Source organism: Prevotella sp. P4-98 (genome assembly GCF_002251405.1).
Taxonomy (GTDB): Bacteria; Bacteroidota; Bacteroidia; order Bacteroidales; family Bacteroidaceae; genus Prevotella.
This window is the reverse complement of sequence record NZ_NPJC01000069.1, coordinates 1-25,650: the sequence shown is the minus strand read 5'-3', so window position 1 is coordinate 25,650 and position 25,650 is coordinate 1. Positions and strand designations below refer to the sequence as shown.

The window sequence follows — 25,650 nt, the reverse complement described above, 5'->3', positions numbered from 1 at the left end:
TAATGAGAAAAAGAGGATAAAAACTAAAAAAATGCTACCTTTGTGTGCGATATGATGATATTAGCGATAGTTTTGGGCTATTTTTGCTTGCTGTTTGCCATCAGCAGATGGACGGGAAGACATGCAGACAATGATACGTTCTACCGTGGCAACAGACAGTCGCCATGGTATATGGTGGCTTTTGGCATGATAGGTGCATCGATATCTGGTGTGACCTTTGTAAGTGTGCCGGGTATGGTGACACGTATTGATATGACCTATTTGCAAACATGTATGGGGTTTATCTTGGGCTATGTTATCGTAGCTTTTGTTCTCCTACCTTTATATTATAGGTTGAACCTGACCACCATTTATTCGTTTTTAGGGCAACGTATTGGACGAAGGGCTTATCGCACAGGGGCATCGTTTTTCCTCTTGTCGAAAATGACAGGGGCAGCGGTGCGTTTTTATGTGGTGTGCTGGATTTTGCAGCAATGTATCATGATGCAGATGCCTGATGGAATGCGACAGATAGGTGAGGGATGGCTTTTTACATTTACGGCGTTAGTAATGGTGGCTCTGATATGGCTCTACACCAGAAAAGGTGGCATACGCACACTGGTATGGACTGATTCGCTGCAGACTGCCTGTCTCTTTGGAGCGTTGATACTGATGCTTATTATGGTTACCAAACAATTGGAAATGGGGGTTGGTGATGCTGTATCGGCCATAGCAGATAGCGAAATGTCGCGCATCTTTGTGTTTGATGACTGGATGTCGAAGCAGAATTTCTGGAAACAATTCTTCAGTGGTGTGTTCATCGTCATTGTCATGACGGGACTTGATCAGGATATGATGCAGAAAAATCTTACTTGTAGTTCATTGCGTGATGCACAGAAAGATATGACGACGTATGGTGTGGCTTTTCTACCTGCCAACCTGTTGTTCCTTTCGCTTGGTGCTTTGCTCGTTATGCTTGCTCATCAACGTGGTATTGCAATTCCAGAGATGGGTGACCAACTGTTACCAACTTTTGCTGCATCTGGGCTGTTGGGACCTGCGGTGGTTGTGCTCTTTATTTTAGGTATCTTGGCTGCCTCATTTTCAAGTGCCGATTCGGCTTTGACAGCTATGACAACAAGTTTCTGTGTTGATATCTGTGGGAAACCATACGATGAAAACCTACGCAAAAGATCACATTTGATTATTGCTGTGATTTTTGTGGTCTTTGTTTTGCTTTTTCGTTTGGTGAATTCCACCAGCGTCATTGATGCCATCTATGTGCTCTGTGGTTATACCTACGGGCCGTTGCTTGGACTCTTTGCGTTCGGGCTGTTGACCCATAGGCAGACCAATGACCGATGGGTACCCTATGTATGCTTGGCTTCTCCTTTGTTCTGTTGGGGACTTGACGCTATTGTGGGATATTATACGGGCTATCGATTCGGTTATGAACTGCTGATGCTTAATGGTTTATTCACCTTTGTCGGTCTGCTGGCTCTTCGGCCGACGAGTAAGTGAATCGATGATGCAATACAAATATTGAATCATCCTTCGGTCTGAATAAACCGAAATTAAATATGATGACCGGTTCTCACATGAGAGTTTGCATTATTGATTTCTTAGTTTCTCAAAATACTCCGATGGTTGCATGCCCATTACCCGCTTAAAGGTGGTGGCGAAGTATTTCGGATCTTTGAATCCCACTTGATAGGCAATATCGCTGACACGCAAGTCTGGGTCTGACTGCGCTATCTTGCAGGCTGTCTTGATGCGCATGTCACGGATAAAGGTCGAAACATTCTTTCCTGTGGCTGCTCGCAACTTATTATATAAGGTGGAACTGCTGGCTCCAATGTCAGAAGCAAGCCTGTCGCGATCGTAGTCAGAATCAGATAAGTTGGCTTTGACAAGTTCGGTGACACGGTTTACAAACTCATTGTCTATTGGGCTGTCTGATGAAGTGATTTCCTCAATATGTTCGTCTTGATGGGTGGCATCAATATTTATCTTTTGCTGGTATTGACGGCTTAATAGCGTGTTATTGATATGAAGCAGCAGATCGGTCATGCGGAATGGTTTCTGCAAACAGATGTCTGCGCCTTCTTGCAGGGATAGTTCGCTGTCATTGGTGTCGGCATTGCCCGTCAGCGTAATAATTGGCAATTGATTCTTGGAATAATTTTGGCGAAAAACAGTTGTCAGACTAATACCATCAATTTTAGGCAGATTGGTTTCTGCCACTACAAGTTGGATATTTCCTTCTTTTACCAGTCGGAGCGCATCGGCACCATTGCTCGCTGTGAGTATGTTGTAGTATGGACTTAAGGCATGTGCCATCAGATTAAGCATCTCAGGATTATCGTCTGCAAGGATGATGTTGATGCTTTTGCTGCCATCTGCTGATTTCTCGGATTTTTTTATCGGGGTCAGCAAAGGCAGCAGATTGTTGGCATAGGTACGGATAAAACTCTCTGATGACTTTTGTTGATGATTGGTTTGTGCGTCGGTGAAGGCCTCTTTTCCTATGGGCAACTCGATGGTGACGGTAGTTCCCTGACCTTGAAGAGTTTTGTAGTGGATGTTGCCACCATGTAGTCTCACCATATCGTTGACGAGTGATAGGTTGGGGTAGGTTCCGGTAATCATGGACTCCTGAAAACTGGAGATAGATGGAGCATTGAATATTTTCTCTACTTCTTCGGGGATGATGCTTACGCCATTGTCGCTAATACGTATATATAGGTGGTCGTAGTCAGAATTTGTACTCACATCTAAAGTTACGGTACCGTCGGTACCTGTATATTTTGTGGTGTTCTGCAACAGATTAAAGATGATTTTATCTATTTTGTCAGTATCTGCCCAACCAACCATCGTGTCTGGTTTACAACTGATGTCAAGGTTGAGGCCTTTCTTGTTCATTAACGGCGCTATGCATAGTGCGGTATCTCTGATGGATCGCATTACATCGCATTGCTGTACATGTAGATTCATCTTACCCGTATAGATTAGTGTGGCCTCGTCCATTTGTTGCAGAAGACGCAATGATCGTTGGATGTTAAGGTCGATCATGTTTAACTCGTCTTGCAGTTCAGGATGATTGCCTCGTAGCTGTTCGATAGTGCTACTGATAATGGTCATTGGGGTTGACAGATTATTAGTTAGGTTGGAGATGGTACACTCCAACAGCATCTTATTTTTGCTTCTTAGATGGAGAGAAAGCCTTCTTGATAACCAAAAATGGCCTCCTATCAACAATCCTGTGGCTATAATCAACAGAATGATGGTCAAGTTTGTCATGTCTATAACTGTATTTTCGGTTGCGAAGATACGAAAATAAGTTTGAAATACATTCATATTTTACCATAAAAATCGTCAAAAATGCGTATTTTAGTTTGATTTGCGATAAATTTGGTGTATTAAACGTTAAAATCACGCATTTTAAACTATAAATAATAAAATATGAACGCGAGTATGAAATAATTGTAATACATTTGCATCAGAAAACAAAACTAGTTGTGAGTTAATTTTGCATTATATAGGAACAAGAGGTTTCTAATGCAAAACCCAATATGATTTTTAATGGTTAAGGTTTATGGTTGATTAATTTAGTTTTAAACGTGAAAAGGCTCGCTGTGAAGCGAGCCTTTTCTTATTCATACTATTTATTTGTTAAATGCTGGCTCTGGGCTTAACCTTCTTTGGCTAACAGGTAGCGTTCGGCCTCTATGGCTGCTTGACAACCGGTTCCTGCGGCTGTTATAGCCTGTCGGTAGGTGGGGTCTGCACAGTCACCGGCAACGAAGATTCCTGGGAGCTTGGTACGTGGAGTACCATCGGTTTTCTTCAGATAGCCCACTTCGTCTGTATCAAGCCATGGGGCGAAGAGTTCTGTGTTAGGCTTGTGGCCAATGGCGAGGAAGAAACCGTCTATGGCAATATCAACTGTTTGTTCATCATTTTCTCCCTTGCGCTTGACGAGGTGTGCGCCTTCTACACCGTTTTCTCCGAAAAGTCCAAGGGTATTGTGCTCAAACAGGATTTCGATATTGTCGGTATTCATCACTCGTTCTTGCATCACTTTTGAAGCACGGAGATATGGTTTGCGTACGATGAGATATACTTTTTTTGCCAACTGGCTCAGATAGAGTGCATCTTCGCATGCTGTATCACCGCCTCCTACCACGGCAACGGTCTTCTTTCGATAGAAGAATCCATCGCAGGTGGCACACGCAGATACTCCTTGTCCATTGTATTTACGTTCGTCGTCAAGACCTAAATATTTGGCTGAGGCACCAGTGGCAATAATCACGGTGTCGGCTTCTATCTCGCGTCCTTCTTCATCCCATAAGCGATAGGGAGTTTTAGAGAAATCAACCTTGGTGATGGACCCGTCGCGAAGTTCTGTACCGAAGCGTTCTGCCTGTTCTCTTAGATCCATCATCATCTGGTTGCCATCCACACCTTGTGGGTATCCTGGGAAGTTTTCTACCTCAGTAGTTTGAGTGAGTTGTCCGCCGGGTTGCAATCCGCAGTATTCTATGGGTGCAAGATTTGCACGCGACGCATAGATGGCAGCAGTATATCCGGCAGGTCCGCTACCGATAATCAGACATTTGGTATGTTCCATTACTTGCAATTCGTTTGTTATTGTTGGAATGCTATATTTAATAATAGGTGTCGCTTACAGCAATGTTTCAATCTGTTGAGCGATATGTTCTATCTTTTCTGTTGGTTCGAAACGGGCTATTACCTGTCCCTTCTTGTTAATCAGAAATTTGGTGAAGTTCCATTTGATATCTGCTTTTTCGCGATAGTCTGGGTCTTCTTTACTCAGCATATCGTCGAGCACATGTGCTATAGGGTGTGACATATCCCAACCGGCAAATCCCTTCTGTTCTTTTAGAAACTGGTAGAGTGGTTCTGCATCGTTTCCGTTGACCTTGATTTTCTTAAAGCGCGGAAATTCTGTTCCATAGGTGAGTTTGCAGAACTCATGAATGGATTCATCGGTACCAGGAGCCTGTTGTCCGAACTGGTTGCAGGGGAAGTCGAGGATTTCAAATCCCTGGCTATGGTATTTCTCGTAGAGTTTTTCCAATTCTTCATACTGTGGTGTAAATCCACATTTGGTAGCGGTATTGACGATGAGTAATACTTCGTTGGCATACTCTTTTAGTGATACTTCTTTTCCTTTTCTGTCTTTTACAGAGAAATCATAAATCGTTTTCATCTTTATTTTATTAATTGTTTAATCTTGTTTGAAAAGTGTTTGGTTTACTAATCGCAAAGTTACGAATGTTCTGCGTGACAACCAAACTATTTAGCGTTTTTTAGTGGAATGGGTGTTATTGTGGAGAAATGCAGAATGCTTTTTGTCTGTTTGCTGATGGTGAAATCATGGGTTAATCATTATGTTCCATTATATGGCACGTTTTCTCGCCATGGCAGAGTTCATGTAAACATAACTCTGCTCATCTGGCTTAACGAAAACGGTGGTATTAGCGTTTTTTTTGTCTGATAATGAAATTTGTTTACTTGTGTAATGGAATAAAGTGTGTATGGTACTATTGCTTTATATGAGTATGGCGTTTTATGTCGTCTTAACTTAAATCGGTTGTTGGATCAGTCAATAATGTTTTCGGTATTCGTTAGACCAGTCGAAAATGTTTTTATATTTATAATGACTGAAATGGGGCTTAATAGAGTAGGTGAATGGATATAAAAACGCATGGTCGAAACCATTGTTTTTATATGGGCCTTTGCTGAACTGGAATATTGTGCAGTCGGGGTCGTTGGGATACTGACCTGTAGGAGAAGGAATCTCTGGTGTGGAAACGCCTGTGTCGTAACGTTTCACGTTCTCGTTCTGGTTGTAGTTGATGCTGGCATAGAGCTGATAGCAACTCCAGCGCTGTGCACGGATGCCGTTATCCCATTCTGTGCAGTAGTTGACGCCGGTCTCACCTGTCTTGTAGTTGAGCTCGCTGTTATGAACAATAACAGAACTGTTACCGTTGCTGTTCAATTTAGGAAATTCCAGTCGAGTCTGTGCCTCGGCAGGTCCGCTGGTATTACGGTTGTTGTTGACATTGGCTGGAATGACGGGACCGTTACTGGAATCATCGTCATCGCCACATGAAATGAAAATACCCATACTCAGCAGGCCGAGTACCAACGAAAAACTTTTTCATAGAATACAGTTTAGTTATGTTTATTGTTAGAAACAAAAAAGGCGTGACCATCAGCATATGCAACTACTGTGGGCGCGCCTTTAATTCGTTTTTTCTGTGGAAATTATTTCTTTGCAGCCTTACCGTAGCGGCTCATGAACTTATCTACGCGTCCTGCAGTATCCACAAGCTTGCTCTTACCGGTATAGAAGGGGTGAGAGGTGCTCGAGATTTCGATTTTAACCACTGGGTAAGTTTCGCCTTCGAATTCTACTGTGTCGTTAGTCTTTGCGGTAGAACGCGAAAGGAACATATCGCCGTTGGACATGTCCTTGAACACGACGGGGCGATAGTTTTCTGGATGAAGACCTTTTTTCATTTTTATTGTTACTTATTTAATGTTGTAAATACAAATTCTCGCTTTGAGGTTGCAAAGGTACAAACTTTTTGCCAATCAACCAAATTTTATCCATTATTTGTGTTAAAATATACCGAAAGAGAAAAAATCTCTCGCTAATCTCGTTCTTTTTATATAACTTCGCACCATAATTTAAAACTTGCAATCACAATGAGAAAGTTATGGGTGGCCTTGGTGTTCCTGCTGTTGGCAGGAATTAATATTGTTGGTGCACAAAATAAGAAGACGGCAGTACATGCCATTGGTTTTTACAATCTTGAAAATCTTTTCGACACCTGCCATGATGTCGGACATAATGACTATGAGTATCTGCCTTCGAGCAAAACGCCATGGAATACGGAAAAATATCTCAGAAACTGCGCCACATGTCGCAGGCATTGGCTGATATGGGTACAGATGTAGTACCTCTTCATGTAGGAATATTAGCAGAATGACTACCATCTATCTCATCCGTCACGGCGAGACCGTTGATAATGCCCGGCAGATCATGCAAGGGCAGACCCAAGGTAAACTTAATGATCATGGCATCCAACAGGCAGAAACCGTCAGCAAGCGGTTGGCAGAGGAACCCATCGATGCTGTTGTGGCAAGCGATTTACATCGGGCGGTGGAAACTGCTGAAATCATAGCACGGCCGCATCACTTGCCAGTTGTTACTACACCTCTGCTTCGTGAGCGCGACTGGGGAGCTTTTACTGGACGTTTCATACCTGATCTAAAAGGATTGGTATGGCCTGATGATGTGGAAAGTGAGGAAACTATGATGATGCGTGCTGTCGATTTCTTAGAATATATAACAGCCACCTATCCCGATCAACGGGTGGTGGCTGTGGGTCATGGCATTATCAACAAAGCTATCCTTGCTGTCTATGCCCATTGTCCGATGCGCGAAGTGCAACGGGTGATGAATGCTGAAGTGCGTATGTTATCGACGTCCGCCGTAACTGTGGCCTCCGCCCGTGCTGCGGCCTCCGCCGTTATTGCTACTGCTGTTGCCGACAGAGCGGGTGGCGCCGCTGCCGAATGAACGGTTTCCGCTACCAAAAGAATGGTTGCTACTGGTGGTAGGACGGCTGTTGTTGCTACCGCCTAATGTGCTTTTTCTGTCATTTTCACGACTGCGGTATCCTCCCAACGATTGTCCGTTTCTGTTGTTGTCGCGATTGCTGCTCCAGCCGCGGTCGTTGTTTCTATTGTTGTCGCGATTGCTGTTCCAATTACGGTCGTTGTCGTTTCTCCTGTCAATATAGCGATGGTGTGAGTTATTCTGTCGCCAGTCGCGGTTTACTGTGGTACGTGTAGAACTATTGCGCATGCTATGGTGATTATTACGGAAGTCACCTCGATCCCAACCATCCTTCATACCGAAGTGGTTGCGATGATGTTTGGGTGCATAGACATGGCGGCGTGGCTGATACCAACTGCGGTTTCCGTTCATTCGCCAAGAGTGCCCGCCTCGATAGGAAGCGTAGAATACTGGACGCCCGAAATAGAAGAAGTCGCGACGTGGATAGCGGGCATAAATGCCGAAGTGCCAATATCCTCCATGCCAGTAGAGTGGACGATAGAAATATGAAGCAGTTCGGTAGGCGGTCAGTTGCCAGTCGAACAGAACGAAAGCCAAGTCGCTATTGCGGCGCTCCCATCCCAGCGCATAAACATCATCGTAACTTGTAACGCCCATCAGATAGTCAAGGTTGATTTCATAGACGGCCTCATACTGGTCTTCTGTGAGATTGAGTTCGTAAGCCATTTTGTCGGTCAGGAACAAAGCCTCGTTACGGGCTTGCTCATAACTCATAGCGTTGCCTGTAGCTGCGAATGTCAGCAGACTCATCAGGGCTATCATCATCTTCTTCATACCTTTATCTCCTATATTTTAATTGTTATTACTCTTTGGTTTTCACCAGACCTTTTGCAAGGGTTTTATCTTGTTCTCGATGCAAAGGAAAACATTTTCCCGATGTTTCGCAAAGGTTTTTCCCTAAACCATCGGGGAAAATCCCTACTAAAGATTGATACAACCAAACTAATAGATCATGCAAAATTTTCATTTGACCCAAGAAGTGAAGATGCAGTATATACAATGGGGAATATACCTCCATCTGCAATAAGTATCGCAAAATGAGCAACCTACAATAGTTGCTCGTTTTTTTCGTGATTATTTGTGCCAACATATATATCATTGCAAAAAAAAATTCTTGCGAAGCAACTTCTTCAAAAAGATTTCCTCCAAAGATTTACCTATGGTTTGTTTTGTCGTGACTCAGCATAGTGAAAGCGCGCTCTCACTCTGTCTTCGCTACTCCAAAACATCTTGCCATAGGCAACCCCAAAACATCCGTCTAAATTCCCTCTAAATTCCGATGATTGATTTCTGTGTGACATTTCACCACTGCCTAGGAAGCACCAATGCCAAAAAATCCGTGTCATCCGTGCTATCCGTGTGCGCGTTTAATAATTTTAAGTAAATTTATCTATACTATAGTTAAATATAATTAAATTTCTATGCGTGACGTGCCAAAACTCTTGCATTCCGTGGGTGCCATGTTGTATATTTGTATTTCAAGCCGAGGATGATTTCCAAAACAAGAAAGAAACCTTCAAATCAAAAGTTAAACAAATAATTTACAACTAAAAAGCCACTTATGTTTACAAAACAAGTAATTCAACACACCATTCGGTCCCGACAGAGAGACCACGGTTTCCCGATCGCTTCTCGTTCGGTTCCCGTTAACTTCTCGTTAGGTCCTCGTTCGTCTCTCGTTCGTCTCTCGTTGGTTATTCGTTAGTCTATCGAAGACCTATCGAGGACCGAACGAGGAACAAGCGAAAAACGAACGAAAGAGCAACGAACGTCGATCGAGATGCCGACGAGAAACTATCGGCAACTCGACGATTTGCCTCCGTCATGGCTGGCAGAACACCCTTCTGCAACCACAAACCAGCATACTGCCATTCGCCATGCTCCTGCCGAGGCAGATAGCAGCACTTTCGGTCCCACCCAGGCATTCTCACGGCGAATCAAGCCTTTTCCACCCATTCTGCACATTCCACCCTCCCACATCAAAAGCCCCTCACAGGCTCTAAAAACACCTCACTACCATACTGCCCAACAACCGCCAAAGACACACTCTACTCGTCCTAAACATCCACTTACAAGCACCTAAACACAACCCTTCACGGCCTCAATAGTAGGCCTAACACCACGTTTTCGTAAAGCCAGAGAGCAGAGTTAAGTGCACTTGAGCTCTGATTTGGCAAGAAAAGCGCTATAAAATGAAACCATCACCCAAAAGCCCCCATCCCCATCATTTTAACAAATATAAGAATAATATGTTTACATCGACATCGTATTACGCGTCCTACAACTTTACATTATCACTGAGGGAGGTGAGCATACCACGTTCCGCAAATATAAGTAGCTACACGTTCCATTTTTGCTCTGCCTTGGAGAAGGCGACATTCCCCGAGGACTTGCAGATAATCCATCCGCGACTGTTCACTGGTTGCACAAGTCTCAAGAGCGTCGAGCTCCCCAAGAACCTAATTGCCTTAGAAAACGAAATCTTCAACGGCTGCTCTGCCTTGGAGGAGATTGATTTCCCCGAGACTTTGGAGTGCATTGGCAACTGGGTGTTCCGCGGCACAAGCCTGAAGAAAGCCGACCTCTCGCACACATCGCTGCGAAACATCATTTGGGAGGCATTCCAGTCGCCTGTCACAGAGCAGGCAACGCTCATCGTGCCCGAAGGCTCGGAGCAGGCCTACCGCAATGCCGAGGTGTGGAAGGAATTCAAGAACATCGCCACCCCGACATCTCTGAAATCTGCTATAGTAGATACAAAAGACAGTGAGCGCATCTATGACCTTAGAGGTGTAGAGCAGAATAGAGAGAAAGGGCTTGTCATTAAGAATGGAATTAAAATAATTAATAATTAAAGCGAAAGTTCAGTGAATTATTCAAAATATCTCTGCAAAGTTACAAAACATCGGGCAAACCACCTAATCAATAAAGAAAACCATCGGTCAATAAAGAAAATCATCGGTCAATAAAGTTAAAAGTGCTGCGAAAAAGTCACTTTTATCTTTATTGACCAAAATTTTTGCTTTATTGACCTACGACTTCCAATGTTTTTTCGTAACTTTACAGCCGAAATATTGAATTAATTAATAATTTTGAGTATGAAGAAGACTATTTTTTCAGTTATTATGCTTGCGATAGTAGGCGTATGCACCATTACGACATTGTCGGCATGTTCTGACGATGATGACAACAAGAAAGATAATGGTGACGGTATTACAATTAACGGTGTTGACCAGGTTGAGTATTTCCGTCAGTTTCTTGGTGCGTTTACCAAGAATGACATCCTTGGCAGCCCATTCAGAATGAAAGCCATTGACAAGCTTACCCCCACGGTGTATAGCTATTTTGTGGAAGACGAGAAGGAAGCTGAGACATTGTTCCTCACTTGGATTCCACAAGAGGCTCGCAAGGCTGTTGTCCGCAACGGTAACACCATTGTCTATACTCCGCGCGATGCCCAAGGTGCAAAGCAAGGCACTATCACATTCCGTGCAGCCTTGCCATCTGAGACTGCTACGTTTGCCGTAGTGGAGTTCAAGGACGTAAGCAAGATTAAGGGCATAGACAAAATAAAGTTCCAGCCCGAGTCGGCAAACCCAGACAATATTGGGGTGTTCGATGGCGTGCCGCACCACTTAACCCTTGAAGAAGTTAAATCTGGTAATTGGTTTTGGGGTAAAGTACAGAAAGGTGACTTTTTTGATTATCCTTATGGAACAAGACTATATTATAGCGCTGCCCTTCCAAAGTTAATTACAGGAAAGGAACTTATTGAGAAAATGGGTGATAAAACCTTCTATACGAACTATGCTTTCGAGAGTTTCTGTATCATGACGAGTCTCAGTACAAAATTTAATGATCATGTATGTGATAATTTCAACCCGGGTGACCATAAGATTATTATCGAAGCTGGCAAGTACTTTGGGGGAGACGAAATCATGATTCAAACAGCCGAAATCTACATTAATAAAACTTATAAAGATATAATGATTTCTGAATGTGATCCTCCTGTAGATGAAGCTTTTGAATCTCTTGATGAGTCAGAACAGTATTGGGTGTGCCAAGGCTATATAGTAGATTATAAAAGTGGAATGAGTTATTAGTACTATCGGAAGTGATGCTTTATTGACCAACGACTTTCAATGTTTTTTCGTAACTTTGCCGCCGAAATACCATTGAAAGTCGTTGGTCAATAAAGTTAAAAGTGACCTAATCCCTAATTCCTACTTCCCCAAGAATTCCCTCATTGTGTTCTGATAGAGGTTTCCGTAGTTGTCGGCATTGTATATCGTGACGTGCGAACCGAGAGTTCCTGTGAACGCCACGTTGTAGAGGTCGCGGAGAGATGTCGCAGGGTCGGAATACAGACGGGAGATGATGGACGATGTGAAGCGGTTGGTAAGATAGACATTATAGGGGGCATACCACAGGTCGGCCTTCGACGACTCGTTGGCATTGGCTGCCGTCATCACGAGCAGTCCGGGAATGCCCTCGCACTCCTTTGCCACTCCGCCTGAAAAGCATGCCTCAACTATCCACATCATCTTGCGGAACCGCTGCTCGTCGCTCATCTTCTGTAGTATGCGCGCCATCTGCTTACCCGACACTAGGTCGATGTCGCCAAGGGCAAGTCCTGCCGGCATGCCGTGACTACTCCAGAAGAAGAGCACGTTGTCGCCTGCGCCACTGTCGAGCACTTCGGGATGGGCAACGTCGGGCTTGCCCGAGAAGATGACGGCAAGGTCGTTGTAGGTGATGTCCTCAAGGCGGTAGTCAACGACAACGTTCTTATACAGGTTGTCTCCATCCACCGAGCGGCGCACCACTCCCTTCTCGGGATTGTTGGCGTTCTGCGCGAGGTCGTCAGCCATGATGAGTATGATGTCGTCGTCGCTATAGCCCGAATTGCGGAGCATCTGGTAGTATTCGAGCGCATCGGCCTGGAAACGGTAGTTCTCCCAACCGCCCGAACCGGCAATGATGACCGCCTTGTTGCCCGTGAGGGCAGGATAGCCAATGTCGGACATGTGCTCGTCGAACTGCTGCTGGTAGGTCTTGTTCCATTCCCAGCTGACTATGGGAGACGAGGAGTGCTCGCCCTCGGAACGCTTCATATAGTTGAGCGAGAGGAACTGTCCCTCATACACCATCCAGAAGTCGTAGGTGGAATGGGTGATGAGCGTGTAGTTCTTGGGATCGAAATCGAGCTTGCCCACGGCACCGCTCACCTCGGGTACACCGCCCTCGGCAATCGTCTCGAAAGCCTGCTTCATGTTGCCCGACATCCATCCGCCCTGACTGTCGGAGTGGTAGTAGAGCAGGGTGCCGACGGCATAGTTGAGGTTGTCGAGATTATGCACTTCGTCATAACGGCTTGCAAGACAGGTGAGCATGATGGCATCATACAGCTCGGCATCGCCATGGATGGGAGCCTCGCCGAAGCGAGATTTATACACCACGCCAAAGCCCGAAGCGGGGTCAGCCACAAGGTTGAGTCCCACAAGTCCCTCGTTCTTCAGCATGGCGGGTTCGTAGGCACGGTCGGTGAAGAAAGGTACAGAGAAATGGGAGAAGTTGTCCATCTTGGTACATTCGTACATGATGGAAGCCTCCTCGGCATTGTTTGGCACGCATAATGTCAAGGTAGGATTATTGGCGCACGCCTTGAGATAGGCATCGGGGATTTCCGACTTGTCCTTATATGTGGCAAGGCCCACGGGATTAAGTCCCATCTCGGCTGCCTGGAAGGCAAACCAATCCACGAAGGTCTGTCCGTAGTCGTTGTCGCAGGCAAGCAGGGCTACATCAAATTGAACCCCTCCATCAGCCATGAGCGAGAGCAGTATCTCGCACTGCGTGATGTCACTCTCGGAGAGTCCCCAGTAGTTGCCGTGTTGACCGAAGATGCGCGCTAACTCCTGCGAGGTGTTGAAGGTGAACATGGTCTTGTCGGTCTTGGCGCACTCGTAGGCGAGCGTCTTGGTGTGCTGGTCGTCATAGCAACCCACCACGGCTGCTATATCCTGGCGCGAAGCGAGTTCCACGGCCAAGGAAGCGAGGGCAGTGGTGTCCTCGTCGTAGTATTCGTAGGATGGCACTACCCCACCCCTTGCCATTGTGATGTTCTCGCGTGCCATGTCGAGTATGCGCTGCACGCGCTCCTGGCGGTCGCCCTTCTTGAGCACCACGGCTATTTTCACCTCGCGGTTAGAGATGACCTCAGGACTGTCGGTGGCGATGTTGTTGTCGTCGGAGCAGGAGGAGAGGAGGAGGAAGATTATTATTAATTGGGAGTTAAAGAAGTTACTTGCTCTTTTCATACTTTGTCTCCTTTCCTAAGATATTGTTCTTGAATGTTTCTATGCCTTGTGCGTCAGTTTCCTTCCAGTCGTGACAATAGATGACGTTGACATAACCCGAATCCCAGAGGAAATCCTGGTGTTGGGGTATTTCCTTCTTATCAAGCCACAGGGCGATGAAGTCGTTGGTGGCACTGCCGATGTTCTTGACGAGCGAACAGTTCATCAGGCCCGAATAGGCAGACATGTCACCGTCGATACCCGCAGTATAGACACCTTGGTTGCGCGAGAACTGATATACAGCCTTGTTGCTGCCGCCTGCCACGGGGAAGAAGAAGGTGTGGCCTGATTCGTATAGGCGGTTGCAGAGGGCGTATGCTTCATTGGGCATGTTGTAGCCGTCGCCGTCCCTGTCGGAGATATAAGATATGGTGGCATCCGCACCTCCTGCCTCAATGAACCCGTCGCGGAATCCCTGTGCGGCTCCGTCAACATTACGGTCGAAGGGATTGGCGGCAAGCACGGCTGCCTTGTAGTCAGATTCATCCTTATTGGTTAGGGCTGTGTATGCACCGATGAGATATGCCGCGCCATACATGCCTATGCGGAAGGTATATACACCGTCGATGGGTTCGTGGGTCTCGTAGAGCAGCACTGAGCTGTTGGCGTCCGAAGGGCGCACCGAGGAGTTACGCAAGGCACTCTCATACTGGTTGCTGGCGAAGATGAACAGCCGTCTCTCGTCCTTGGCGGTCTTCTGCGCCCATTTGTTGTAGATGGCGATACCGTCCTCCACCGATGCGGGCACATGCATCATGACGTCGAAGCCCAGCCGCTTGCGCGACTCCTCAAGTCCCGTGAGTATGATGTCGTTATAGCCCAAGTCACCGAAGCCGGATGGCGAGAAAACGACCTCCACCACATTAGTGGAAGTCAATGAGGGTGTAGTGTTGTTTTCATCGTTATCCGAACACCCTACAATAGAAAAAAGGATGGCTACTATAAAAACTACACGGATAACATTCCTCGTTATGATACCATTCATTTGTGATTATACTAAAATGTCATTATTTCAAGTTGTCTATAAAATAGTGCCTAGGGTCATAGGGACAGGTACCACTGATTCGCGACAAATAACGAACCTACGTACTGTCCCTATGACCCTGGTAAGATATATTTCATCAAGTTCACGTTAATTCATCAGTGGAATACTAACTGTTTCACCATCCTTAACAGCATAGCAACGAATAAGCCAATAGTCACCAGATGGAGGTAAATTATTAATCAATCTGCCCCAAACCAATTCATCTCTCCCGCAGAGATAAGAGTAGAAAGTGGTACGTATGCCTCCGGGGTACGATATAGGCCCCCCTCCCACGAATACTTCAATTCGAGGTTTACTAAGCCTTTTTATTACTTCTGCTTTAAACTTTGGGTCATTATCCATTGCAATTCTAAAACAAACATAACAAAACGGAGAATACCAAACTTCTTTATAATTATATACTTTATTTAAGCGTACTTTTAAGGGGTAAGTATAGTAAATAGTCAATTTTTCCTTATCATCATGCCATGTAAAAATCTCTTCTTTTGGCACTTTTCGATAAAACCAATTGCCATTTTCTATATCAGTTAAAGTCAGAGGCCTGGGATAAATGTCATAATTGTCTGGCATCGCCGACTCAGGCTGGAACTTTATCTTGTCGATGCCTTTCATCTTGTTCACTCCGTTGAACTCAACCACGGCAAGCGTAGCCGTTTCCGTTGGCAGGGCAGCGCGGAAAGTGATGGTACCCTGTGACGCTCCCTGTGCGTCGCGGGGAGCATAGACTATGGTGCTGCCGTTGCGGCTCACGCCATCGAGAGCCTTGTCGGGAATCCAAGCAAGGAACAACCTCTCTGCCTCCTCCATATCTTCTACAAAGAAGCTATAGACGGTAGGAGTGAGCGCGTCCAAGACAGTCATTCGCGTTGGAAGGAGGATGCTGTCGTTTTCGGCAAAGATTCCAAGGTTCTTGCGGAAATACTCCGCCTGGTCAACACCTTCGATGGTAATGCCACCACCATTAGTGCTGTTGTTCTCGTCGTCGTCGGAGCAAGCCGACATTGTCATGGTTGTGAATACTCCCGCTATCGCAAGCCATATCACAGAAAGAACCATTTTCTTCATTCCTAATTTATTTTTTTTCAGTTATTTACAAAAATCTGCTGCAAAATTAATGAAAAAAGGGGAAACAGAAAAGACAAAACGGAAAAACACCGTTCAAAATGGAAAAAAGTGACTTTTCAGCCGTGAAAAGTCACTTTTATCATTCTTAATTCTTAATTAGTACTGATGCGATTAATTCGCACTGCTATTAAAATTCATCAAATAAAGTGAGTTCTTTGACATTTTGGTTTTGAATGATTGAGTCCTTTGGCTTAGTGATGAGGTCTCTCAAATCAATTCTTTCGAGAGCTGAGATTCTTATCAACGTAGCTACTTCAGTGATTGAATATGGACTTTTCGACTTGTGGGTAGTCAGCTTTATGGTAAAGTCACCGCAGATTCCTGTGCTTGCCTCAAAGTCATGGCGATGGTCTGTGACCTCGTACCTCATATTGTCTTTGGGGCGGCTAATCCAATAAGCGCCAGCTTTATGAAAGCGATACAAGGCAAGGAAATCGACGTATGCCTTATCCATCATGTAGAACGCAAGTGGCTCAGGCACAATCTCATCCAGCTCGTTACTGTCATGCCATTTACCATCTGTAATATGGATGTTGGCAGGAATGCTTCCACGAAGATCTAACTGAGTATGCATCTTGACTGCACCTTTACTGTACTTGTCCAAAGCCCATGCTGCTAGGACAATGCTTGTTGAGATAGTCGTAGAGTCAAGGGCATAGAGAACATTATCTATCGTTATCTCTGCCACCTTTGTATTGGAGTACATAGGTCGGACTATGCCGATGAGATACATTCCAAGTCCTTCGTAGATGCGGTAATCTCTTTTCTCGTTAGCACGGCACAGATTGGATTGATTAACAGTCTTGCGTATTCCTAGATGATAAATGCTGCTGCCGTGAGCTTCAAGACACAAGCAAATATCACGAATGGAATCACATCCTGTAATCTGTCCAAACAGGAGATGAAGCAACTGATTATAGCATATCAGATCCTTTGCATGCCAGTCACCTTTGTACTTCTTTACCAGTTTGTCGAACTGATAGCGAGGTATGAAGTCAATGACCTGAGCGAAGATATATTTGCCGATATTCATAATTCTGCAGTTTTAGCTGCAAAATTACTCTATCAAATTCAAATCAAAAAATAAAAGAACACTTGTAAGTGATTAAATATTAAGTATATAAATATAGTTAAGCGAAATTTATCGCATCACTAGTAAAGGCCGAATGAACCTCTATCGAGAAGTTATTGGGAAGTTGACGAGAACGAACCTTTTTCAACTGGGATCCAATCGAAAAAGGTTCGGGATGAGTTCGGGATGGCTTCGGGAACAGATAAACTACCAATCGACAGTTTGTTGATAGTCGTCATGTGGTGAGTCGTGGTTCTCGTGTTTCGGCCTAATGCCCTCCCTTCTTTTGGGTGTTTGGCAGAAAACCTGCGATAATGCCCAATAATGGTAGGAAGGCACTTGCCTGGAAAATGAATTCGATGCTTGTTTTGTCTGCCAACCATCCAAAGAAGGCAGATCCGAGACCACCCAATCCAAACATCAGTCCGAAGAAGATGCCGGCAATCAATCCCACCTTGTCGGGCATCAGATCTGTGGCGTAAACCACAATCGAGGAGAATGCCGATGCAATAACTAATCCAGAAAGGAAAGCGCAGATTATCGTCCAAGTGAAATTGGCGAATGGCATGGCTAATGCGAATGGTGCTGCACCGAGGATGGAGAACCATATCACGTATTTTCTTCCGAATCTGTCTCCAAACATTCCTCCTGCCAATGTGCCAATGGCAAAAGCGGTCAGGAAAACGAATAGGCAGATTTGTGATGTTTGTACGCTGACGCCGAACTTGTGGATCAGGAAAAACGTGAAGTAACTTGTGATACAGGAAGTATAGAAATATTTTGAGAATACGAGCAGAATCAAGATGGTTAGTGCTCCGTATTTCGCCCGTTTGGAGATGTCGGTATTCAGTCCCGTATCCTTTTGCGGATGCTTCACAGCATAGACTAGTCGCGCTTTAAACCATGTTCCAAGCCTTATCATGATGATAGCGGCAAGTAGTGCTGCAATAGCAAAATAGGCAATCGCATGTTGACCAAAAGGCAGGATGATGATGGCGGCTAAGAGTGGCCCCATGGCAGAACCGCCGTTTCCTCCTACCTGAAAGATGGCTTGTGCCAAACTTTTCTTGCCGCCTGAAGCCATCTGTGCCACGCGTGATGCAGTAGGGTGGAATATGGATGAGCCAAAGCCTACCACGCTTACTGCCAGAAGGATTAAAAGATAGTTTTCTGCAAATGCCAGCAACAGCAACCCTGTTAATGTGAAGCACATGCCAATCGACAGGGCGTAGGGGCGTGGGTGCTTGTCGGCATAATAGCCAGTAAAAGGTTGTAGGATGGACGAAGTCATTTGGAATACCAAGGTGATGATGCCTATCTGTGCGAAGGAGAAGTCAAATTTGTCTTTGATGATAGGATAGATGGACGGGATGATTGACTGGATCATATCGTTGAGAAAGTGGGAAATGCCACATATCATCAGCATGGAATAGACTGTTCTTTCCGTCATGGTAGGTTTTCCTTTGATGATGCTACCTATTGATTTCATGTGTTATCAGTCGTTTATTGCGTTCAGCAATTGTTTGAGTTGTTCGAAATTGTCTGCCACTTCAATCATATTGTGCCAGTTTCCGCGAATCATTCCTTTTTGGTCGAGGTCATCCATGAGTGCGATGAGTGCGTTCCAAAATCCTTTCATATTATAAAGGATGACTTTCTTAGCATGGTATCCGATACATTTTGAAGCTGCTACACAGAAGATTTCGTCAAGCGAGCCAACACCTCCAGGAAGAGCAACCACCACGTCACATTGGTCAATCATCAGACTCTTGCGGTCGGCAAGGTTATCTGTGGGGATATGTACATCGATATAGTCGGATGTTCGTCCACCTTTTTCTACAAGTGATGGTACAACGCCGATGACCCGTCCACCTCCATCGTGTACGGCTTTAGCGATGCAGTTCATCAGTCCTTGGTTGGTGCCTCCAAAGATGAGGTCGTGATGGTTGGCTACCATCCATTTTCCCAACTCTTCTGTCATACTGAAGAAATCGGGGTCTATATGCTCGTTGGCAGAGCAGAATACTGTAATTTTCATAGTTGTTTTAAATGTTTATAAACCTCTCATCGACAACGATATGCGTTGGCGTTTTATATCAACCTCAGTCACTCTTACTGTTACATGTTGGTGTAATTTCACCACATCATTCGGGTCTTTCACAAATCTGTCTGCCAGTTGTGAGATGTGTACCAGTCCGTCATGATGAACACCAATATCTACAAATGCTCCGAAATTGGTGATATTGGTCACTATTCCTGGCAAGAGCATTCCCACTTGCAGGTCATTAATCTCATGTACGCGTGAGTCAAATTCGAATACTTCTACGGCTGCACGTGGGTCGCGACCAGGCCGTTGAAGTTCTGCCATGATGTCGGTAAGGGTGGGCATACCGGTCGTGTCGGAAACGTAGTTCTTGAGGTCAACTGATTTTTGTAGTTCTTTGTTGTCAATAAGTTGTTCCACAGTACATCCCTTGTCCTTTGCCATTGCTTTCACAATATCGTAGCTTTCGGGATGAACGGCGCTATTGTCGAGTGGATTCTTGGCTCCAGGGATGCGTAGGAAACCAGCACATTGCACGAAGGCTACAGGACCGAGGCGTGGAACTTTCTTGAGTTCTGCACGCGATTTGAAGGCCCCGTTCTTTTCACGATATTCCACGATATTTTTGGCGGTTGTGGCATTGAGACCGCTGACATACATTAAGAGGTGACGACTTGCCGTGTTGAGGTTTACTCCAACGGTATTAACGCATGATTCCACCACCATATCAAGACTCTTTTTCAGTTCTCCTTGATCCACATCGTGCTGATATTGTCCCACGCCAATACTTTTGGGGTCAATCTTCACAAGTTCGGCAAGCGGATCCATCAGTCGTCGGCCTATCGATACGGCTCCGCGCACGGTAACGTCCTCGTTGGGGAATTCCTCGCGTGCCGCTTCTGATGCCGAATAGACCGATGCTCCATCTTCACTCACTACAAAGATATTGGTATCTGTATCAAGTCCAATCTCTTTCAAGAATGTGGAAGTCTCACGACTTGCAGTACCGTTGCCCACGGCAATAGCCTCTATCTTGTATTTCTTCACCATGTCAAGTACTTGACGAGCAGCCCCTTGACGGTCGTTTTTAGGAGCATGGGGATAGATGGCTTCAAAGTGGAGTAATGTGCCTTGGGCATCGAGGCAGACAACTTTGCATCCGGTACGGAATCCGGGATCTACGCCCATCACGCGTTTTTGTCCTAATGGTGCAGCCAAGAGAAGTTGACGCAGATTTTCGGCAAAAACTTTGATAGCTTCGTTGTCGGCAGCTTGTTTGCTTGATAGGGCATATTCTGTCTCTATTGATGGTTTTAGCAGGCGTTTGAAGGCATCGTCAGCCGCTTCGCCGACCAAATGACTGCAATCGCCTCGTCCTTGTACATATATTCTGCGGATTCTGTTCTTACATTCATCGTCATCGGCGGAAATACTGATACGCAGAAATCCCTCCTTCTCTCCGCGACGCATGGCGAGAAGTCGGTGTGAGGAACAACGCTTCAGAGGTTCAGAGAAATCGAAGTAGTCGCTGTATTTCTGTGCACCTTCGTCTTCTGCTTTGGTCTTCACAACCTTCGATGTGATGACTGCGTTATGGCGAAATACGTTGCGTATCTCTTTGCGCACCTTCTCGTTTTCGTTTATCGTTTCGGCAATAATAAATTTGGCGCCTTCTAATGCCTCGTCGGCAGACTGCACATCACCCTTGACGTATTTCTGTGCTGTCATCTGCGGGTTAGGATCCCGTTGTAGCATGATGGTATTGGCGAGCGGTTCTAATCCTTGTGCACGTGCGATGTCAGCTTTTGTGCGACGTTTAGGCTTGTAGGGCAGATAAATGTCCTCCAGTTCCGACATGTTCCAACAATCCTCAATACGTTTTCGTAGCGCATCAGTCATTTTTCCTTGCTCCTCTATTGTCGTCACGATCGTTTCTTTGCGTTTAGCCACATCTTGTAGTTTTTCGCGCATGAGTGCAATATCTGCCACCTGCACTTCATCCATGTTGCCAGTACGTTCCTTTCTGTATCGGCTGATGAAAGGAACGGTACAGTTTTCTTCAAGCAGTTGTATAGTATTGTCCACGCCTCGCTCAGGCAAAGCAAGGGCGTTGGCTATGATTTTTGTAAATACGTTCATATCTTATGTCGGGTATTTTCTGGCATTTTGTCGTTTTTGTCTTTGTCAAAATACAAAGGTACGATTAAGCGAGCGAAAAACCAAATTATATTTGAGTTTTTCCGAGCGTGAATACCTTCGCATCCGTGATGCAGAGGTACGATTAAGCGAGCGAAAAACCAAATTATATTTGAGTTTTTCCGATCGTGAGTACCTTCGCATCCGTGATGCAGAGGTACGATTAAGCGAGCGAAATACGAAGAAAAGCAGATTTTTTCCTCATCCAGGAAATGAAGTGATATTGTCTGTTGTATAAGTTCGTTGTGGCGTGTATTATGATGATTGATAGCAGAAATCTCACGCTTTCGTTAAGCCAAATAAATAGAACCACAATTTTTAGGTATTGCACTATAAGCGCAAAACCTCTAACTTTGCAACCGCAAACAAGAAACGTTTCTTGCGGGTGTGTCTGTCTCATGAAGATTGATCCCCGCAGCATCAATCAAGATTCAACAACAAGCAATAGTAAATCAGAAAAGATGAAACCGACAATTGTTATTTATGGTTCTTCCACAGGTACATGCCAGGGAATTGCCGAAACCATAGCCGCCAAGCTCGGCGTGGGTGCATTAGATGTTGCCAATATCAGTTCAGATATCGTAGTAGCCAACGATAACCTCATTCTCGGTACTTCCACATGGGGAGTGGGCGAAATGCAGGATGACTGGTATTCTGGTGTAGAAACGCTCAAGAGCGCCGACTTAACCGGAAAAACCGTTGCCCTGTTTGGTTGTGGAGACAGCGATTCTTATTCAGATACGTTCTGTAGCGGTATGAAAGAAATTGCCGACGTAGTGAAAGCTGCAGGTGCAACGTTGCTCGAAGGAGTTCCAACCGATGATTATTCTTTCTCCGATAGCGAAGCGGTAGAGAATGGAAAGTTCTTAGGACTTGCCCTTGACGATATTAACGAAAGCGACAAAACAGACACTCGCATCGATACATGGCTCGAAGCCATTAAACCATTTTTATAGTCAATAACAATCTCCAAATCCTATAAGCGATTTGGCCAAAACTCCAGTCACAATGCAGTCAGTCACCATGCCAATAGATCTGAAGGTTCTGATGAACCATATTTATGAGTATAAAAAAGGTGTGCGCCGTATGGTGTTGTTCACCTTCAACAAAAAGTATGAAACTTTTGCCGTGTCGAAGCTGAAGCGCGAGGATATTGATTATATCATCCAGCCCATCGGCAACGACCGCCTCAATCTCTTCTTTGGCAAACGTGAATGTCTGGATGCTATCCGTATGATGGTCACAAAACCGTTGTGTCATCTTTCTCCAGAAGAGGATTTTATCTTAGGAGCCATGTTAGGCTACGACATCTGTGCACAGTGTGAACGCTATTGCGAACGCAAGAAACGGGTGAGCTGACATGCGCTACTTACCATAGCTTTCTGACCGATTCTGGTTCAAGATAGTCCCATCTGTCGATTCTATAAATGGAATATTGCAGATGGGACGTCTTGGCTTGATCTTTCTCGTCATGTTATAGAAATTGCAAGTACAGGGAAAGAAATACACGTAAATAGTTGGCTGTCTCAAAATAATCCCATAATTTTGCGCTTTCATTCGACAAGCGTAATAGAACAGCATTATGGCATTATCCAATATAGAGAAACATTATAACAAACATCCCGAAGACTTGCGCTTACTGCGCAGACACGGTATTGTTGAGTTTGAAACCACCATGTACCATCTGCGCAGATTTCTGAAACCCGGTTATCGTTTGCTTGATATTGGTGCAGGTACAGGGCGCTACACCTCGGCACTCATGGCAGAAGGCTATGAGGTGAAAGCTGTGGAATTGGTGCGTCGCAATATTGATGTGTTTTTGAAACGGGAACCAACAGCTGATGTTGTGCAGGGCGATGCACGCCACATGCCGTTTGTGCCTACAGCATCGGCAGATGTCACGCTTCTGCTTGGTCCGCTCTATCATCTTATTGGTGATGATGAGAAATTGAAAGCATTAAAAGAAGCCAAGCGCGTGACCAAGCCAGGAGGTCTGATCTTTGTTGCCTATCTGATGAACGAATATAGCATTCTGTCGTATTGTTTTGACGAAGACAGAATAGGAGGCTTATTGGATAGGGGAGTAGTGGATCAGAATTTCCACATTCAAGCACAGGCAGACGAACTGTATGACTATGTGCGTTTGGAGGATATTAATCGATTGGACGAAAATGCAGGATTGGAACGAGTGACGATATTCTCGCCTGATGGTGCCTCTGATTATATGCGTACACGACTCAATCGTATGAGTGATGAGACCTTTGCCCATTTCATAGCCTATCAGAAGAGTATTTCCGAGCGTGCAGATCTCATCGGTGCAGGCAGTCATGTGGTAGATGTGGTGCGCGCTTGACATCAAACAGCTCATCTTCCTGAACAGAACACTCAGGTTCCTCCTAAATCCTAACACCCGATTCGAGAAAAAATCCCCATCCATCATGATCAATAAGCGGTCATGTGGATGGGGAAAATCGCATAGAATATAGGGTGTTTAAGCCTCGGCTTTGTCTTTAGGCAATACGAGATTGAGGATGACTGCCAATAGGAACACCACTGCCACACAGTTGTTGGCGAATACGGTGCGGACAATCTCAGGGAAGATGTTGAACATCTCTGTGGCTTGGGTGAAGCCAAGTCCGACGCTCAGCGACAGACTGACAATGACCATGTTGCGATGAGATGAACCGCAACGGCCCATCATGCCGAAGCCAGCATAGAGGATGCTGCCAAACATCATCAGCGTGCAACCGCCCAAAACACATTGTGGAATCGTGGTTAGTGCATAACCTATCATGGGGAATATTCCACCCAGAATCATGATGAGGGCACCCGTGGCGATGGTAAAACGGTTGACAATGCCCGACATGGCAACCAATCCTACATTCTGTGAGAAAGAGGTGATAGGGCTACAGCCAAACAGTCCCGATACCGAACTGACGAAACCGTCGCAACTGACAGCGGCTCCCATCTCACGCTCGTTGGGGTCGCGTTTCAAAGCACTATTGCAGAGCGCACTCGTGTCACCAATAGTCTCGGTGGCAGATACCAGATAGACGGCAACGATAGACAGAATGGCTCCGATATTGAAGGTTGGGGTGAAAGGCAACAGATGGGGCAATGACAGGATAGGACGACTACCGATGCCACTGAAATCGACCATGCCCATGCACAAGGCAAGGATGTAACCTGCCACAAGACCTACCAAAACAGATAGTGAGCGAAGAAAACCTTTTGCAAACACCTGACAGAGCAGACATGTGAGTAGGGTGATGCTGCCCACAATCCAGTTGTTGATACTGCCAAAGTCGGCAGCTCCTTGTCCTCCGGCAAACGAGTTGGCACCAATGGGAAGCAACGAGAATCCAATAGCAGTTACTACCGTTGCTGCCACCACAGGTGGAATCAGTTTAATCCAGTAGCGTGCAAACAGGCCGAGTGTGCCTTCTACCAATCCACCGATAATTACGGCCCCCATCAGTGTACCCATGCCTTGTGTGGCAGCGATGCTGATGGCCAGCGACAAGAAGGTGAATGAAATACCCATGACGACAGGCAACCGTGAACCGATGCGCCATATCGGATAGAGCTGTACCAACGTGCCGATACCGGCAATAATCATACAGTTTTGAATGAGCATACTGCTGGTGACACTATCGATACCGATAGCACCTGCCAGAATCATGATAGGGGTGATGTTGCTGACAAACATGGCCAGTACATGTTGCAGACCGAAGGGTACGGCCTTGCCGACGGGAACACGTCCGTCGAGTTGATAGAGATTACTGATGTCTTGTCCCATATAAAAATGTAATGGATGAGAATTAAAAAATCCTTGCAAAGGTAATTGTTTTTTCGGGAATATCCAAAGAAATACCATTCAAAACCTATTCATATCCATTTCTCATTCCATGCAAGGAGCTGATAGACTTTGATGCCAGCTGAGGACGATGCCTATGACATGTTTTTTGGACTATCTTCTTGTATCTCTTGCAAAATTAGTGTATCTCTGCATCCAGAGATGCTAATGAAGTGACCCCAAGAAGTTGGACGGGTTAAACATTTACGTATTTAATTGAGTCATTCTGTATTGTACTGGACTCATACCATTTAACTTGATTTTTATTCTTTTATTGTTATAATAGTCAATATATT

The 25,650-nt window shown here is 45.3% G+C and carries 23 protein-coding genes and 1 pseudogene; 9 read left to right on the top strand and 15 right to left on the bottom strand.

From position 1 onward, the window contains the following. Nucleotides 1-51 precede the first annotated feature (51 nt). Nucleotides 52-1,500, top strand: a complete 1,449-nt coding sequence (locus CIK96_RS11470; protein WP_094434060.1) for a sodium:solute symporter — start codon at nucleotides 52-54, stop codon at nucleotides 1,498-1,500. Between the two features lie 90 nt (nucleotides 1,501-1,590). Here the strand turns inward: CIK96_RS11470 and CIK96_RS11465 are convergent, their stop codons facing one another. From CIK96_RS11465 to CIK96_RS11445, 5 genes are all read right to left on the bottom strand, one after another. Continuing rightward, the gene (locus CIK96_RS11465; protein WP_158214864.1) at nucleotides 1,591-3,279 is read right to left on the bottom strand and encodes a response regulator; all 1,689 of its coding nucleotides are present in this window, start codon (nucleotides 3,277-3,279) and stop codon (nucleotides 1,591-1,593) included. A 391-nt stretch (nucleotides 3,280-3,670) separates the two neighbouring features. Continuing rightward, complete coding sequence (trxB, locus tag CIK96_RS11460) at nucleotides 3,671-4,609, bottom strand: thioredoxin-disulfide reductase (RefSeq protein WP_371327174.1); 939 nt, start codon at nucleotides 4,607-4,609, stop codon at nucleotides 3,671-3,673. Between the two features lie 54 nt (nucleotides 4,610-4,663). Further along, a complete protein-coding gene (locus CIK96_RS11455; RefSeq protein ID WP_094390736.1) occupies nucleotides 4,664-5,212 on the bottom strand; it encodes a glutathione peroxidase in 549 nt (182 codons plus the stop codon). A 396-nt stretch (nucleotides 5,213-5,608) separates the two neighbouring features. Beyond that, nucleotides 5,609-6,136: a hypothetical protein gene (locus CIK96_RS11450; RefSeq protein WP_094440650.1), complete on the bottom strand. Its 528-nt coding sequence runs from the start codon at nucleotides 6,134-6,136 to the stop codon at nucleotides 5,609-5,611. Between the two features lie 140 nt (nucleotides 6,137-6,276). Next, nucleotides 6,277-6,531: a type B 50S ribosomal protein L31 gene (locus tag CIK96_RS11445; RefSeq protein ID WP_094390737.1), complete on the bottom strand. Its 255-nt coding sequence runs from the start codon at nucleotides 6,529-6,531 to the stop codon at nucleotides 6,277-6,279. A 189-nt stretch (nucleotides 6,532-6,720) separates the two neighbouring features. Here CIK96_RS11445 and CIK96_RS11440 point away from each other — a divergent pair, with 189 nt between their 5' ends. After that, complete coding sequence (locus CIK96_RS11440; protein WP_094440649.1) at nucleotides 6,721-6,972, top strand: hypothetical protein; 252 nt, start codon at nucleotides 6,721-6,723, stop codon at nucleotides 6,970-6,972. Between the two features lie 28 nt (nucleotides 6,973-7,000). After that, nucleotides 7,001-7,498 (top strand): annotated as a pseudogene (locus CIK96_RS11435) (histidine phosphatase family protein); the annotation flags it as partial. Here the strand turns inward: CIK96_RS11435 and CIK96_RS11430 are convergent. Continuing rightward, nucleotides 7,496-8,431 (bottom strand): hypothetical protein, encoded by a 936-nt coding sequence (locus tag CIK96_RS11430; protein WP_094440648.1) that lies wholly within the window; start codon nucleotides 8,429-8,431, stop codon nucleotides 7,496-7,498. The pseudogene CIK96_RS11435 and the gene CIK96_RS11430 sit on opposite strands and share 3 nt — an antisense overlap. Nucleotides 8,432-9,437: 1,006 nt before the next feature. Here CIK96_RS11430 and CIK96_RS13090 point away from each other — a divergent pair. From CIK96_RS13090 to CIK96_RS11410, 3 genes are all read left to right on the top strand, one after another. Continuing rightward, nucleotides 9,438-9,740, top strand: a complete 303-nt coding sequence (locus tag CIK96_RS13090) for a hypothetical protein (RefSeq protein WP_144007525.1) — start codon at nucleotides 9,438-9,440, stop codon at nucleotides 9,738-9,740. A 109-nt stretch (nucleotides 9,741-9,849) separates the two neighbouring features. Continuing rightward, the gene (locus CIK96_RS11415) at nucleotides 9,850-10,512 is read left to right on the top strand and encodes a leucine-rich repeat domain-containing protein (protein WP_094440645.1); all 663 of its coding nucleotides are present in this window, start codon (nucleotides 9,850-9,852) and stop codon (nucleotides 10,510-10,512) included. A 243-nt stretch (nucleotides 10,513-10,755) separates the two neighbouring features. Further along, complete coding sequence (locus CIK96_RS11410) at nucleotides 10,756-11,760, top strand: hypothetical protein (protein WP_094434063.1); 1,005 nt, start codon at nucleotides 10,756-10,758, stop codon at nucleotides 11,758-11,760. 120 nt (nucleotides 11,761-11,880) lie between these two features. Here CIK96_RS11410 and CIK96_RS11405 read toward each other — a convergent pair whose 3' ends face one another. The 7 genes from CIK96_RS11405 to CIK96_RS11375 all read right to left on the bottom strand — a co-directional run bounded on the left by CIK96_RS11405 (nucleotide 11,881) and on the right by CIK96_RS11375 (nucleotide 21,441). After that, nucleotides 11,881-13,977, bottom strand: coding sequence for a C13 family peptidase (locus tag CIK96_RS11405; protein ID WP_094390383.1), 2,097 nt, complete (start codon nucleotides 13,975-13,977; stop codon nucleotides 11,881-11,883). Then, on the bottom strand, nucleotides 13,961-15,001 hold the full coding sequence (locus tag CIK96_RS11400; RefSeq protein WP_094390382.1) for a BMP family ABC transporter substrate-binding protein: 1,041 nt from the start codon (nucleotides 14,999-15,001) through the stop codon (nucleotides 13,961-13,963). Before CIK96_RS11400 ends, CIK96_RS11405 begins: the two co-directional genes overlap by 17 nt. Nucleotides 15,002-15,148: 147 nt before the next feature. Beyond that, on the bottom strand, nucleotides 15,149-16,069 hold the full coding sequence (locus CIK96_RS11395) for a hypothetical protein (protein WP_144007524.1): 921 nt from the start codon (nucleotides 16,067-16,069) through the stop codon (nucleotides 15,149-15,151). A 244-nt stretch (nucleotides 16,070-16,313) separates the two neighbouring features. Then, nucleotides 16,314-17,219, bottom strand: a complete 906-nt coding sequence (locus tag CIK96_RS11390) for an IS4 family transposase (RefSeq protein WP_094440643.1) — start codon at nucleotides 17,217-17,219, stop codon at nucleotides 16,314-16,316. Between the two features lie 307 nt (nucleotides 17,220-17,526). Continuing rightward, on the bottom strand, nucleotides 17,527-18,747 hold the full coding sequence (locus CIK96_RS11385) for an MFS transporter (RefSeq protein WP_094440642.1): 1,221 nt from the start codon (nucleotides 18,745-18,747) through the stop codon (nucleotides 17,527-17,529). Between the two features lie 6 nt (nucleotides 18,748-18,753). Beyond that, nucleotides 18,754-19,296: a TIGR00730 family Rossman fold protein gene (locus tag CIK96_RS11380; RefSeq protein ID WP_094434067.1), complete on the bottom strand. Its 543-nt coding sequence runs from the start codon at nucleotides 19,294-19,296 to the stop codon at nucleotides 18,754-18,756. Between the two features lie 15 nt (nucleotides 19,297-19,311). Continuing rightward, nucleotides 19,312-21,441, bottom strand: a complete 2,130-nt coding sequence (locus tag CIK96_RS11375) for a Tex family protein (protein ID WP_094440641.1) — start codon at nucleotides 21,439-21,441, stop codon at nucleotides 19,312-19,314. A 518-nt stretch (nucleotides 21,442-21,959) separates the two neighbouring features. Here CIK96_RS11375 and fldA point away from each other — a divergent pair. The 3 genes from fldA (at nucleotide 21,960) to CIK96_RS11355 (ending at nucleotide 23,851) form a co-directional block, all read left to right on the top strand. Continuing rightward, a complete protein-coding gene (fldA, locus tag CIK96_RS11365) occupies nucleotides 21,960-22,454 on the top strand; it encodes a flavodoxin FldA (protein ID WP_094440654.1) in 495 nt (164 codons plus the stop codon). A 52-nt stretch (nucleotides 22,455-22,506) separates the two neighbouring features. After that, complete coding sequence (locus CIK96_RS11360) at nucleotides 22,507-22,857, top strand: DUF2023 family protein (protein ID WP_094440639.1); 351 nt, start codon at nucleotides 22,507-22,509, stop codon at nucleotides 22,855-22,857. Nucleotides 22,858-23,080: 223 nt separating this feature from the next. Further along, complete coding sequence (locus CIK96_RS11355) at nucleotides 23,081-23,851, top strand: bifunctional 2-polyprenyl-6-hydroxyphenol methylase/3-demethylubiquinol 3-O-methyltransferase UbiG (RefSeq protein ID WP_094390375.1); 771 nt, start codon at nucleotides 23,081-23,083, stop codon at nucleotides 23,849-23,851. A 138-nt stretch (nucleotides 23,852-23,989) separates the two neighbouring features. On the opposite strand, the gene CIK96_RS11350 is transcribed toward CIK96_RS11355, so the two are convergent. Both CIK96_RS11350 and CIK96_RS11345 read right to left on the bottom strand, forming a co-directional pair. Next, nucleotides 23,990-25,297, bottom strand: coding sequence for a nucleobase:cation symporter-2 family protein (locus tag CIK96_RS11350; protein WP_094440638.1), 1,308 nt, complete (start codon nucleotides 25,295-25,297; stop codon nucleotides 23,990-23,992). 261 nt (nucleotides 25,298-25,558) lie between these two features. Beyond that, on the bottom strand, nucleotides 25,559-25,650 hold a 92-nt coding region (locus CIK96_RS11345), incomplete at its 5' end, for an IS3 family transposase (protein ID WP_144007349.1).

Coding starts and splice junctions, on each gene's coding strand:
- CIK96_RS11405 (WP_094390383.1), bottom strand. CDS start 13,977: ATGAAAAGAGCAAGTAACTTCTTTAACTCCCAATTAATAATAATCTTC.
- CIK96_RS11415 (WP_094440645.1), top strand. CDS start 9,850: ATGAAACCATCACCCAAAAGCCCCCATCCCCATCATTTTAACAAATAT.
- CIK96_RS11380 (WP_094434067.1), bottom strand. CDS start 19,296: ATGAAAATTACAGTATTCTGCTCTGCCAACGAGCATATAGACCCCGAT.
- CIK96_RS11465 (WP_158214864.1), bottom strand. CDS start 3,279: ATGACAAACTTGACCATCATTCTGTTGATTATAGCCACAGGATTGTTG.
- fldA (WP_094440654.1), top strand. CDS start 21,960: ATGAAACCGACAATTGTTATTTATGGTTCTTCCACAGGTACATGCCAG.
- CIK96_RS11355 (WP_094390375.1), top strand. CDS start 23,081: ATGGCATTATCCAATATAGAGAAACATTATAACAAACATCCCGAAGAC.
- CIK96_RS11400 (WP_094390382.1), bottom strand. CDS start 15,001: ATGAATGGTATCATAACGAGGAATGTTATCCGTGTAGTTTTTATAGTA.
- CIK96_RS11450 (WP_094440650.1), bottom strand. CDS start 6,136: ATGGGTATTTTCATTTCATGTGGCGATGACGATGATTCCAGTAACGGT.
- CIK96_RS11440 (WP_094440649.1), top strand. CDS start 6,721: ATGAGAAAGTTATGGGTGGCCTTGGTGTTCCTGCTGTTGGCAGGAATT.
- trxB (WP_371327174.1), bottom strand. CDS start 4,609: ATGGAACATACCAAATGTCTGATTATCGGTAGCGGACCTGCCGGATAT.
- CIK96_RS11375 (WP_094440641.1), bottom strand. CDS start 21,441: ATGAACGTATTTACAAAAATCATAGCCAACGCCCTTGCTTTGCCTGAG.
- CIK96_RS11360 (WP_094440639.1), top strand. CDS start 22,507: ATGCAGTCAGTCACCATGCCAATAGATCTGAAGGTTCTGATGAACCAT.
- CIK96_RS11455 (WP_094390736.1), bottom strand. CDS start 5,212: ATGAAAACGATTTATGATTTCTCTGTAAAAGACAGAAAAGGAAAAGAA.
- CIK96_RS11350 (WP_094440638.1), bottom strand. CDS start 25,297: ATGGGACAAGACATCAGTAATCTCTATCAACTCGACGGACGTGTTCCC.
- CIK96_RS11395 (WP_144007524.1), bottom strand. CDS start 16,069: ATGACAATGTCGGCTTGCTCCGACGACGACGAGAACAACAGCACTAAT.
- CIK96_RS11410 (WP_094434063.1), top strand. CDS start 10,756: ATGAAGAAGACTATTTTTTCAGTTATTATGCTTGCGATAGTAGGCGTA.
- CIK96_RS11390 (WP_094440643.1), bottom strand. CDS start 17,219: ATGAATATCGGCAAATATATCTTCGCTCAGGTCATTGACTTCATACCT.
- CIK96_RS11445 (WP_094390737.1), bottom strand. CDS start 6,531: ATGAAAAAAGGTCTTCATCCAGAAAACTATCGCCCCGTCGTGTTCAAG.
- CIK96_RS13090 (WP_144007525.1), top strand. CDS start 9,438: ATGCCGACGAGAAACTATCGGCAACTCGACGATTTGCCTCCGTCATGG.
- CIK96_RS11430 (WP_094440648.1), bottom strand. CDS start 8,431: ATGAAGAAGATGATGATAGCCCTGATGAGTCTGCTGACATTCGCAGCT.
- CIK96_RS11385 (WP_094440642.1), bottom strand. CDS start 18,747: ATGAAATCAATAGGTAGCATCATCAAAGGAAAACCTACCATGACGGAA.
- CIK96_RS11470 (WP_094434060.1), top strand. CDS start 52: ATGATGATATTAGCGATAGTTTTGGGCTATTTTTGCTTGCTGTTTGCC.